A 12,307-nucleotide genomic window follows, 5' to 3' on the forward strand; every position below is an offset into this window, starting at 1 on the left:
GCATATCGACGCGATTTACGTATATAATGCCGCTCTTAACTGTCCTTGGAGAAAAACCCTGTGCGAAGCTTTGCCGAACTTGAGCTCGATCCTGAATTGCTCAGTGCCCTCGACGATATGGGCTATCAACGTCCAACGCTTATCCAATCCGAGGTTATCCCCCACGGGATGGATGGACGCGACATTTTAGCCTCTGCGCCAACAGGTACAGGCAAAACCGCCGCCTTCTTGTTGCCTATGCTACAGCACTTGCTCGACTTTCCTCGCCAAAAGCCTGGACCGGCGCGCGTGCTGATTTTGACCCCAACCCGGGAGCTCGCGATTCAGGTCGCTGACGAAGCCCGAGCTTTGGCTGTCAACACAGAACTCAAGATTTTCACCATCACCGGTGGTATTTCTTATCAAGATCATGCAGAACAGTTAGGCAAAACACAGGATATCGTTGTCGCCACACCGGGGCGACTCATGGAGTACATTGAGGCAGAACGCTTCGACTGTCGCGCCATCGAGTGTTTGGTGTTAGATGAAGCCGACCGCATGCTCGATATGGGATTTGCCAGTGCGGTAAACCGTCTCTCTGATGAATGTCAGCGTCGCAGTCAAACTATGTTGTTTTCCGCCACACTTGAAGGTCGCGGCGTCACTGGATTTACCGAAAGCTTGTTGACCGACCCTGAGCTTATCAATGTGGAGCCACCCCGCCGGGAGCGTAAAAAAATCACCCAGTGGTATCACCGCTGTGACGATCTCGCGCATAAACGCGCCTTGCTGAAACATATTCTTACCGAGCAAGCCGAGCGCGCCATTGTGTTTGTCAAAACACGCGAGCGTTTAGCCGATCTGCGTGATTACATGCAGTCACAACAACTGGATTGTGCGTGGATCCAAGGTGAAATGCAGCAAGCCAAACGCAACAATGCAATTAGCCGGTTTAGTGAAGGTAAAGTGAACGTCTTACTGGCCACCGATGTCGCCGCACGCGGTATTGATGTGCCAGATATTACCCACGTGATTAACTACGACTTACCGCGTACCGCAGATGTCTACTTACACCGCATTGGTCGCACCGCACGCGCAGGTAAAAAAGGCTCAGCCTTGTCATTGGTAGAAGCCCATGATCAGCCGATGATGGAACGTATTTCGCGTTACATGGATGAAGATGTTAAAGAGCGAACCATTGATGGCCTGAAACCAAAACATAAAAAAGCAGAGCATAAGAAGAAAAAGAAGAAGCAAACCGGTAAAAAAGCCGTTTCTGCTAAAAAGCCGAAAAAGCGTAAAAAGAGCTAGACAGCCCTTGCCTGCTGCGACAGCTTGATTGTCCATCGCTTATATGAAGGAGGCCGCATAAGGCCTCCTTTTGTTTTGTTATCCCGCCTATTTTTCTGAACACAAAACGATCAGATTCACACATCAAAAAACCAAATGACACAAAATATTAACAATTGAGCACCGAATCAGTTTAAGATGCGGGTGGATAAAAAAACAACATGATGCAAACACAGTAGAAGGAACTCACTATGCAATCGTTTGTCGATTTCTTAAATAGCATCATTTGGAGTCCAGCGCTGATCTATACCTGCTTGGGTGCCGGTCTGTTCTACTCCATTTTGACGCGTTTCGCACAAGTCCGTCACTTCTCAGAAATGTGGCGCTTACTCTTCTCCAATAAAAGCTCAAAAAAAGGGATTTCCTCCTTCCAAGCACTCGCGGTCTCACTTTCGGGGCGTGTCGGTACCGGTAATATCGCTGGGGTTGCTGCTGCCATTGGGTTTGGCGGCCCAGGTGCGGTATTCTGGATGTGGGTCGTCGCCTTTCTCGGTGCGGCTACCGCGTACACAGAGTCAACCCTCGCACAGATTTATAAAGAAGAGGACAACGGCGAATTCCGCGGCGGTCCGGCCTACTACTTTGAAAAAGCGTTAGGTCAAAAGTGGTACGCCATCTTGTTTGCATTCGCGACCCTACTTGCATGTGGTGTAATGCTGCCGGGCGTGCAGTCTAACGCCATTGGTAACGCAGTAGAGACCGCTTTTGGTTCTGGCGCTATGGTTGATACGGCGATGTTTGGCGCCCTAGAGGTGTCGAAAGTCATCACCGGTGCCTTTATTTCCGTTGTACTTGGCTTCATCATTTTTGGTGGTGTAAAGCGTATTGCCCACTTTACTCAAATCGTTGTGCCATTTATGGCGCTTGCTTACATCATCATTGCGTTCGTGATCATCTTGCTGAACATCAGCGAGATCCCTGGTGTCATTGCTATGATCATCGGCGATGCCTTTACACCGATGGCAGGTGCCGGTGCTGCGATTGGCTGGGGTGTGAAACGTGGCGTCTACTCTAACGAGGCCGGACAAGGAACAGGCCCTCATGCCGCCGCCGCTGCCAACGTTGAGCACCCGGCACAGCAAGGTTTAGTGCAATCATTCTCCGTCTATATCGATACTCTGTTAGTTTGTTCTGCCACCGCGTTTATGATCATCATTACCGGTGCCTATAACGTACACGGTGCGGGTGACGCCTTTATTGTGCAAAATCTCGCGTCATCTGTTGCGGCAAACAGCCCTGAGTTTACGCAGCTGGCTATCGAGCAAGCAATGCCGGGCCTAGGTAAACCCTTTATAGCCTTTGCACTGTTCTTCTTCGCATTCACAACTATCTTGGCTTACTACTATATTGCCGAAACCAACGTTGCATACTTGCGCCGCACTTTCAAAGTGCCCGGTATGATGTTTGCGCTTAAAATCGTGCTGATGTCAGCGGTATTCTACGGGTGTGTACGTAGCGCGAACCTTGCGTGGGCATTTGGTGATGCCGGTGTCGGTCTGATGGCATGGCTCAACATTGTCGGTATTATCATTATTTTCTTTATTGGTAAACCGGCACTCAAAGCGCTTAAAGACTATGAAGAACAACAAGCGAAAGGGGTTGAGACCTACACGTTTGATCCTGTGAAATTAGGGATTAAGAATGCAGATTATTGGGAACAACGCCTTGCTCGTCGCCAACAAGCGCAAAGCGACCAAGCAGAAGATGGAAAAGGTAAGCCGGTGAATCCCACCGCGTAACCACCGCTTAGTTAGCCGCAATAAGGGCGCCCATCGGCGCCCTTTGTATTAATGAAGAGAGGCAGGATTAATCGTCAAGACGAAAAATAATATCTACTTGATCACGCACTTCCATCGTCGCATCTTGATAACTGGCCGCCACATCCGCTTTAGCACCGCGCATTTCAGCCTGCATCATGACTGGGCGAGGCGAGCTTGAGCGATAGCGAATCTGCCATACACCATCTAACTTCATCGCTAAACTTTCGGCCAATGCGGCTGCTTTTTCTCGCGCATCTTTCACCGCCGCCTCTCGGGCTTTCGCTTCTAACGCGGCATAATCACTGCTCGTCAGTTGAATATGGCTAATACGGTTTATGCCATCACCTAACGCACCATCCAGTACCGCGTTTAGATTAGTGAGATCATTTAAGGTCACTGTCACTTGACGCTCGGCGCGGTAACCCGTTAATTCTGGAGCTTTATCTTTGGGATACTGGTAACGTGGTGACAAATTGATGTGCGCACTTTCTATTTGTTCACGCGTAACGCCTTGCTTATTCAAACGGTTAATAAACTCAGCTACCGCTTTATCCGAGGCGAGCTTGGCGGCTTTGGCGCTTTTTCTTTCTGTCACTACGGCCACATGGATCATCGCCATATCTGGCTTGGCTGTCACTTCACCGACCCCTGTGATTTCAAGATGGGGAAAATCGATATTAGCCATGGCGGCAGGTGCCATCACCAGTGCACTGGTCAACAGCACCATAGCTTTGAGTTTACGCATACGGTCTCCTTAAATGGATTCACGATTTTACTAACACTCAGGTAAGACTCTCGATGAGCCAAAAGGCTCCCTGTATTTGGTCAATTTCCGGTTAAGATTGCACTAATGCACGCTGTGCCGCTTGTTGGCAAGCATGGGTCATTTCCGACAACACACCACTTTCCATTGCCCAATAGTGCCAATAAAGATGGCGGGCCTCGACTTTACCCGGCATCACATCAATCAAGGTTCCCTCCTCGAGCTGCTTTAACACCATTAAACGGGGGATTAAACAATACGCCATACTTTTACTCGCCATCGCGACAAAGGCCTCAGACGAACGAACAATGTGACGCCGCCACCCTGCGGCAGGCATCGCAAAATGGGACGCAAGAAAGTCCGCATGCATATCATCATGCGCATCGAAAATGACGGCGGGTGCCGCCATTAAGGCCTCCCTATCAATCCCTTGGGAGAAATATCGCTGTGAAAATGCAGGGGTTGCCACACAGCTATAGTCCATGCGACCCAAATACAGGCAATCACATCCATGCATGGGTGTGGAGTCTGTGCTAATGGCTGCAATTGCCTCACCACTTCGCATCCGTTTCAAGGTGCGGCTCTCATCTTCAACGAGCAAATTGAGATCAATCGCTTGCGCGTCTAACAAGGGGGCGAGTGCCGGTAGCAACCATGTCGCGAGGCTATCAGCATTGGTGGCAATTGATACCGAGAGTACGGAGCCATCCGCATCTGGAGCAAGCTCTGGCAATGTCTCTTGCTCCAAAAGCTGAACACGCCGGTACAAACCCAGTAGACGCTGTCCAATCGGTGTTAGCCGAGGTGGCTGCTCGCGAACCATCACAGGTTGCGCAATTTGTCGCTCCAGTTGTTTGATCCGCTGCGAGACCGCCGATTGGGTAATAAACAACGCCGCAGCGGCACGCTCAAATCCCCCTAAGGTGATCACCGCGTCTAACGCTTCCACGCCTCGATAGTCCATTCACACCCCCCCATAAGTTAAACTTATTAACCATAAATATAATTAAGTTCACTTAATAGCCATCCCTGCTTAAAGTGGGAGTCATACCTCGTGATAAAAGGATCAAACTGTGAGTAGTTTTTTTGTGGCGCTCCAAGGCTTGGGGCTAAGCCTAACCATGATTATTCCTATCGGCGCACAGAATGCCTACGTGATTAACCAAGGGATCAGCCGTGAACATCATATGACCACTGCTTCCATTTGCTTTTTATGCGATATCATACTGATTTCAAGCGGCATTTTTGGTGGAGGCGCACTACTGGCTAGCTATCCGGTGTTGCTCAACACCATTACATTAGCCGGTATCGCATTTTTAAGTATGTATGCATGGCAGTTTATTCAAAGTGCTCGCCAGCCTGCTGAAAACGACGTTTACACGCCCACGATGAGCCGAGGTCGACGTGCCGTGATTATTGGCGCGCTAGCGGTGACGCTACTCAATCCACATGTCTATTTGGATACGGTGGTCGTCCTAGGTGCCATTGGTGGACAGTTTGCCTTTGATGAGCGTGTAGCCTTTACGGTAGGCGCATTACTCGGCTCTTGCTTATGGTTTTATGGTTTATCCGCAGGGGCGGCGCGCTTATCTCCTTGGCTATCAACCCCATCAATTCGCCGCCTGCTCGATACCTTAATGGCCAGTATGATGCTTTTTGTCGCGATAAAACTCGCATTAGGCTTGTACACGCGCCTCGTCGCAGGATAAGAAAACGGCACCTAGTAGGTGCCGTTCGATGACCAACGTCAAAGCACAAGTTATTCACTCACATCGCTTCGGTTGATATGCACGCTCATCTGCGGGAATGGGATCTCTATATTGTGTTCATCCAAGGACTCTTTTATCGACTGCAGCAGCTCATAATACACGCTCCAATAGTCGCTGGTTTTCACCCAAGGACGAACCACAAAGTTCACGGATGAGTCCGCTAATGTCATCACACCAATAGTCGGTGCGGGATCCTTCAATACCAAAGGATGATTGGTAACCACTTCCGTTAAAATGGCTTTGGTCTTTTTCAGATCCGCGTTGTAAGACACGCCAATGGTGTAATTAATACGACGCGTCGCATGTTTCGAATAGTTGGTGATTGGACTACTGATCACCGAGCCATTAGGCACCACCACCATCTTATTATCAGGCGTGGTCAGTACCGTGGAGAAAATTTGAATCGACTCGACCGAACCGGCAACGCCGGCTAACTCCACGTAATCGCCTGATTTAAAAGGCCTAAAGGTGACAATTAGGACACCAGCAGCAAAGTTGGCTAACGACCCTTGCAAAGCCAAGCCCACCGCCAAACCTGCCGCACCGAGAATCGCGATGACGGACGCGGTTTGTACCCCAATCCGGCTGAGCGCGGCAATCAATACAATGATAAAGAGCAGATAACGCACCAAGCCGTGAATAAACTCCACCACCGCGTTATCCATTTGACGCTTACGCATCACCGCAGCCAGTGAATTGGCCAAGCCTTTCACCACCAGATTACCGATAATTAGGATCAGTAACGCAGACAAGATGTTTACGCCATACTGGATCAATAGGTCCTGATGGTTGATAAACCATGTTTGCGCAAACTTAGCACCTTCTACTACCGCGTTTTCTTCACTCATTCCCTTGCCCCTCTTTTTGGACCATCAATGATAAAGCTATGCTAGCAGGGTTTGACCCACTTGTGTCTAGCTTTGTAGAACGAAACTGAGACAGTTATGACTACACCTTCACTGAGGCTCCCAGTGAAGATATAAAAAAACCCGCCAAATGGCGGGTTTTGATGACCGGAGAGACAATACTTATAGTACGTCAATCGCGTTAAGGTCAGAGAATGCTTGCTCCAAACGGGCAACCATAGATTCTTGACCTTTACGTAGCCATACGCGTGGGTCGTAGAATTTTTTGTTTGGTTGGTCGTCGCCTTTCGGGTTCCCGATTTGGCCTTGCAGATAGGCTTCGTTCTCTTGGTAGTATTGACGAATACCGTTCCAAGTTGCCCACTGGGTATCGGTATCGATGTTCATTTTGATCACACCGTAACCGATAGACTCTTCGATCTCTGCTTGTGAAGAACCAGAACCACCGTGGAATACAAAGTTCAGCGCGTTTGGTGCTAGACCAAATTTCTCTGCACAGTAAGCTTGGGAGTCACGCAGGATGGTTGGTTTTAGAACCACGTTACCTGGCTTGTACACGCCGTGTACGTTACCGAATGAAGCGGCGATGGTGAAACGGTGGCTAACTGCAGACAGTTTCTCGTACGCGTAGGCAACTTCTTCTGGCTTGGTGTAAAGATCGGCGGTATCAACATCGCTGTTGTCCACGCCATCTTCTTCACCACCGGTGATGCCAAGTTCGATTTCCAGCGTCATGCCCATTTTGTCCATGCGCGCTAGGTACTCAGCACAGATTTCCATGTTCTCTTCCAGTGACTCTTCAGACAAGTCAATCATGTGAGAAGAGAACAAAGGTTTACCGTGTTCTTTGTAGAAAGCTTCACCAGCGTCTAGCAGACCATCAATCCATGGCAGCAATTTTTTCGCAGCGTGGTCAGTGTGCATGATCACAGGCACACCATAGACTTCAGCCATCGCGTGTACATATTTTGCACCCGCTACTGCGCCTTTGATTTGAGCTTCTTGACCGTCTAGCTTCAGGCCTTTACCTGGGAAGAAGCCAGCACCACCGTTTGAGAACTGGATAACAACCGGTGCTTTTACTTTCGCAGCGGCTTCCATCACAGCGTTGATAGAGTCAGTGTTCACCACGTTGACTGCTGGCAGCGCAAATTTGTTCTCTTTGGCGACTTCAAATACTTTCTGAACGTCATCGCCCCAGATAACGCCAGGTTTTACAAAATCAAAAACTTTAGACATGGCTCTCGTCCTATTAACTCGGGTTGTCTTTGCTTAAACTTCGTGAAGGTGCCACAGCACCTTAACTAGAAATGGTGCAATCGTTTACGACTCGGCCTATTGTAGTCAAACGAATGCGAAAACGGGAGACATCGCTCCCGTTTTATCACGTCAATTACGCGTCTTTGGCACGTGCTTCTAGCATTTCTACCGCTGGTAGTGGTTTGCCCTCAACAAACTCGAGGAACGCACCGCCACCTGTGGAAATGTATGACACGTCAGCTTTGATGCCAAACTTATCGATGGCAGCCAAGGTGTCACCGCCACCGGCGACAGAGAAGCCTTCTGACTCTGCAATCGCTTGTGAAATACCCTTAGTGCCCGCTTCAAAGTTCTTGAATTCAAACACGCCTACAGGGCCATTCCACAGGATAGTTTTGGCATTTTTCAGAATGTCAGCCAGTGCTTGGGTAGATTCTGGGCCTAGGTCGAAGATCATGTCATCGTCTTGCACGTCTTCAACACGCTTGATCTCAGCGTCTGCGTTTTCATCAAACGCTTTGGCACACGCCACATCTGTTGCCACTGGAATATGACACTCTTCCATCAGTGATTTTGCAGTCTCGACCAAGTCTGCTTCGTACAGAGACTTGCCTACATTGTGACCGGCTGCAGCGATAAAGGTGTTGGCGATACCGCCACCGACAACGAGCTGATCCGCCACGGTTGACAGAGATTTCAGCACAGTCAATTTGGTCGATACTTTTGAACCACCCACAATCGCCACCATTGGGCGCGCAGGGTTATCCATCGCTTTACCCAGTGCATCTAGCTCGTTCGCCAGAAGTGGACCTGCACAGGCAATCGGTGCATGCATACCCACGCCGTGAGTCGATGCTTGCGCACGGTGTGCAGTACCAAATGCGTCCATCACAAACACATCACACAAAGCAGCGTATTGTTTTGATAAAGCTTCGTCGTTCTTTTTCTCGCCTTTGTTAAAGCGTACGTTTTCCAGAACCACCAGCTCACCAGCATTAAGCTCAAGGCCATTCAGGTAGTCTTTGGCCAAGCTAACCTTGCAATCCAATGCATTGTCAAGGTAGTTCACAACAGGCTGTAGCGAGAATTTGTCTTCAGGCTGGCCTTCTTCAGGACGGCCAAGGTGAGAGGTCACCATCACTTTCGCACCTGCCGCAAGGCAGTGCTTGATGGTTGGTAGTGACGCCAAAATACGCGCGTCAGATGTGACTTTGCCATCTTTCACTGGCACGTTGAGGTCTGCACGGATAAAGACACGCTTTCCGGCAAGATCCAAGTCGGTCATCTTAATTACAGACATAAGGTCCTCTCTATAAGGTTGCAAATTGAAACTGACTTAATCAGGGCGATACCCCCACTTGCTGGCTACTGCGTTGTCGCTGCCATGGCAAGGGTGGTATCCAACATTCGGTTGGCAAAACCCCACTCGTTGTCACACCAAACCAGCGTTTTAATCAGCTGATGGTTACTCACCCGCGTTTGTGACCCATCGACAATGGCGCTGTGTGAGTCATGGTTGAAGTCAATCGACACCAAGGGCGCTTCGGTATAATCCAGGATACCGTCTAATGTACATCGAGATGCGGTTTGCAGAGCTTGATTTACGTCATTAACTTTCACTTTAGTACGTACAGTGACACTTAAATCCATCGCTGTCACGTTTATCGTCGGTACTCGGACCGAGATCGCCTCAAATTTGTCAGAAAATTTCGGAAAAATCCTACCAATCCCGACATGTAATTTGGTGTCTACCGGAATAATAGACTGACTTGCCGCACGTGTGCGACGCAGATCGGTATGGTAGGCATCGATCACTTGTTGATCATTCATCGACGAGTGAATCGTGGTAATGGTGCCTGACTCAATGCCAAAGTGCTCGTCAAGCGCTTTAATCACGGGCACAATGCAGTTGGTGGTACAAGAACCGTTTGAGACGATACGATCATCGCTGGTCAGTGCTTCGTGATTCACACCAAAAATAACCGTACGATCGACATCTTGGCTGGCGGGATGGGAAAACAGTACTTTTTTCGCCCCCGCGGCAATGTGAGCCTCACCATCGGCGCGCGTGCCGAATTTACCGGTACAATCGAGCACAATATCGACGTCTAGGTCGCGCCAAGGCAAAAGGTGGAGTTCAGATAAGTGAAGGAGACGAATGCTGTCAGTAGCAACGAACAGATGTTCTTGATTGAAAGACACCGGCCACCCGAAACGCCCATGGCTGGAGTCATACTGCAGCAGGTGGGCCATCGCTTCTGGTTCCGCGAGTTCATTGATCGCCACCACTTGGATGCGATCCTGTTTGCCGCTTTCATACAAGGCGCGCAATACACTGCGACCTATGCGACCAAATCCATTAATTGCGACTCTTAGTGTCATGTCCATCGGTGCTCGTTTGACAACGCCGCCCAGTGTATCTCAAGCACGTAAAAGACGCACGTCTTATGTGAGGCTAATCACGCGACTGATCACCCTACCCCATCCAAAAGCGCCCGTTTGGCAATAGACCAAAACGGGCGCGGCAGTGTTATCGCTGTCTCTATCCTGATGATAAAAGAGTCATATAGGGAAGAGCCTCCTTAGAAGTGGATATTCATCCCTACCCAGTAGCGACGCTCATCGCTGATGTAACCGTAGTCGTCATAGTCCAGCGATTTATCCAGCAGATTGTATATCGCCCCTTGCAACTCAATGGCATCGGTCAGTTGGTAGTTCGCCCCGGCATCCACCATGGTATACGCAGGTTCGATATTGCTGCGCGATGATGGGCCTGTTACCGGATCCATTTCTTTACCACGGTAAGTCACGCTCGCCCATGGGCTGAGTTTTTCGGTCGCTTGCCAGTTCACTTCACCATGCGCTAGCGATTTCGGGATTTGATTGAGTGGCTGCCCTTTATACTCACCGGTTTTTTGTTCCGAGTCGGTATAGGTGTAGCTGGCACTTACATCCACGGTATCACCGATGGGCACGAAAATACTCGCTTCCACCCCTTGGGTAACCGCTTCATCCACATTGACACGATAAGTTGGATCCGAGCCCCATTTGTTTGGTCCCGCAGTACATACGGTATCGGGGCACGTCACACGGGTGATCTTGTCTTTAAAGTCATTGTGGAACACACCAATCGATCCCGTGATGCCGTTATCCCCTTGATAGTTGAGGCTCAGCTCGGTATTCACGGATGTTTCAGGGTCAAGGTCGGGGTTACCGTAGATATTACCGCCACGGCTCACCTGGGCCCAGTTAGGCGTAATTTCGCGAAGCTGCGGAGACTTAAAGCCTGTCGCCACCCCACCTTTTACAATCCATTTATCAGTAACTTGATAAACCCCATACAGGCGAGGACTGGCGTGGTAATCGTAGTTTTCATCGTGATCGACTCGAAGCCCTAAAGTCACACTCAACGGCTCCAAGACGCGCCATTCGTCCTCAACAAAAATCGCTGATTGCGTATTATCGATACTGGTCTTGGTCGACGCTTGGTTGGAGGTAAAATCTTCCAACTTCGCATAGACAACAGAGCCACCCACCGTCAGGGTATGTGCCTCGAAATCACGCACTAAGCTGGTTTTAAATTCGGTATTTTCGATGGTCATTTCGCGGCTTTTATTCCGACTCTGTTCGTATTGCAAGTGGCTGTCAGACCATCCCCAGTCCCAATTCCCTTTGTGGCTGACCGCTATCGACTGACGCCGATATTCATTATTACTGTTCTCACAGCTGCCGCGACAAAGGCTATCGTCACTCGGTACGGAGCGGCCGACATGACCACGGCGATCTTGTGCGTTGACGCCGAGGTCAAGCTCCCAACGGTGCAAATCATTATGATCGTAAGTCAAAGTGGTGGATAAAGAGCGTAATGACTTATCTTCATAGCCGTACTGGATATCATCTTCTTGGCGCTGCGTGTTTTGACCCGTCAGTTTCAATCCAACTTTGTCACTTAACATGCCTGATAGGTAAAAGTTAGCGCTTTGCTCATCGCCCGATGCGCGATTTTCTTGCATCACGGTACTTAGCTGCACGTTACCGTGCCAATCTTGTTCACCACGGCGCGTAATAATGTTGATAACCCCCCCGATCGCATCCGAGCCATACAGGGTTGACATAGGGCCACGAATGACCTCAATACGTTCAATCGCTTGTAGCGGTGGCAACCACCCCTGCTCAATACCCGGGCCATCACTGTTAGGGCGTGTTTCACGGCTTGAAGTTCGTCGACCATCCACCAAAATCAGGGTGTATTTTGAAGCCATGCCGCGAATACTGATGTCCGTCGTATCGCCACCGCCGGTCACCACCACACCTGGTACCCGTTTTAATGCGTCGGTTACATCACGATAGTAACGCCCTTCTAACTGATCTCGGCTGATCACACTGATACTGGCTGGTGCTTTGGCAGTCACCTGCTCAAACCCAGAGGCGGTGATCACCATGGTTTCCGTGTTGGCTGCCTCAGCGGCAGAAAGTGAGGCTATCGGCATTCCCGCTAATACCATCCCAACAACAACGGGACGAAGACGACTAGACATATCTTACTCCATTATTTGATAA

General features: G+C 49.7%; 10 protein-coding genes. 3 read left to right on the plus strand and 7 right to left on the minus strand.

The window, feature by feature from the left end:
• Positions 1 to 60: 60 nt before the first annotated feature.
• Together srmB and BZG82_RS07165 are read left to right on the plus strand one after the other, a co-directional pair.
• Positions 61 to 1,290 carry an ATP-dependent RNA helicase SrmB gene (gene srmB, locus BZG82_RS07160; protein WP_077640932.1) on the plus strand — a complete coding sequence of 410 codons (1,230 nt, stop codon included), beginning with the start codon at positions 61 to 63 and terminating at the stop codon, positions 1,288 to 1,290.
• 230 nt (positions 1,291 to 1,520) lie between these two features.
• Complete coding sequence (locus BZG82_RS07165; protein WP_077479851.1) at positions 1,521 to 3,068, plus strand: alanine/glycine:cation symporter family protein; 1,548 nt, start codon at positions 1,521 to 1,523, stop codon at positions 3,066 to 3,068.
• Positions 3,069 to 3,135: 67 nt separating this feature from the next.
• Here the strand turns inward: BZG82_RS07165 and BZG82_RS07170 are convergent, their stop codons facing one another.
• Together BZG82_RS07170 and BZG82_RS07175 are read right to left on the minus strand one after the other, a co-directional pair.
• Positions 3,136 to 3,834 carry an oxidative stress defense protein gene (locus BZG82_RS07170; RefSeq protein WP_077479850.1) on the minus strand — a complete coding sequence of 233 codons (699 nt, stop codon included), beginning with the start codon at positions 3,832 to 3,834 and terminating at the stop codon, positions 3,136 to 3,138.
• A 91-nt stretch (positions 3,835 to 3,925) separates the two neighbouring features.
• On the minus strand, positions 3,926 to 4,816 hold the full coding sequence (locus BZG82_RS07175; RefSeq protein ID WP_077479849.1) for a LysR family transcriptional regulator ArgP: 891 nt from the start codon (positions 4,814 to 4,816) through the stop codon (positions 3,926 to 3,928).
• Between the two features lie 157 nt (positions 4,817 to 4,973).
• Between BZG82_RS07175 and BZG82_RS07180 the strand changes: the two genes are divergently transcribed.
• Positions 4,974 to 5,561 carry a LysE/ArgO family amino acid transporter gene (locus BZG82_RS07180; protein WP_077479861.1) on the plus strand — a complete coding sequence of 196 codons (588 nt, stop codon included), beginning with the start codon at positions 4,974 to 4,976 and terminating at the stop codon, positions 5,559 to 5,561.
• 50 nt (positions 5,562 to 5,611) lie between these two features.
• On the opposite strand, the gene BZG82_RS07185 is transcribed toward BZG82_RS07180, so the two are convergent.
• The 5 genes from BZG82_RS07185 to BZG82_RS07205 form a co-directional block, all read right to left on the minus strand.
• Positions 5,612 to 6,469, minus strand: coding sequence for a mechanosensitive ion channel domain-containing protein (locus BZG82_RS07185; protein ID WP_077765484.1), 858 nt, complete (start codon positions 6,467 to 6,469; stop codon positions 5,612 to 5,614).
• A gap of 180 nt (positions 6,470 to 6,649) precedes the next feature.
• Entirely contained in the window at positions 6,650 to 7,726 is a 1,077-nt protein-coding gene (gene fbaA / locus BZG82_RS07190) for a class II fructose-bisphosphate aldolase (protein ID WP_069591186.1), read from the minus strand.
• A gap of 154 nt (positions 7,727 to 7,880) precedes the next feature.
• Entirely contained in the window at positions 7,881 to 9,047 is a 1,167-nt protein-coding gene (locus BZG82_RS07195; protein WP_077765485.1) for a phosphoglycerate kinase, read from the minus strand.
• Between the two features lie 65 nt (positions 9,048 to 9,112).
• Positions 9,113 to 10,129, minus strand: coding sequence for an erythrose-4-phosphate dehydrogenase (epd, locus tag BZG82_RS07200; protein WP_077457434.1), 1,017 nt, complete (start codon positions 10,127 to 10,129; stop codon positions 9,113 to 9,115).
• Between the two features lie 200 nt (positions 10,130 to 10,329).
• A complete protein-coding gene (locus tag BZG82_RS07205) occupies positions 10,330 to 12,285 on the minus strand; it encodes a ligand-gated channel protein (protein WP_077479846.1) in 1,956 nt (651 codons plus the stop codon).
• Positions 12,286 to 12,307: the final 22 nt, after the last annotated feature.

Source organism: Salinivibrio sp. PR5 (assembly GCF_001996085.1).
GTDB classification, from domain to species: domain Bacteria; phylum Pseudomonadota; class Gammaproteobacteria; order Enterobacterales; family Vibrionaceae; genus Salinivibrio; species Salinivibrio proteolyticus.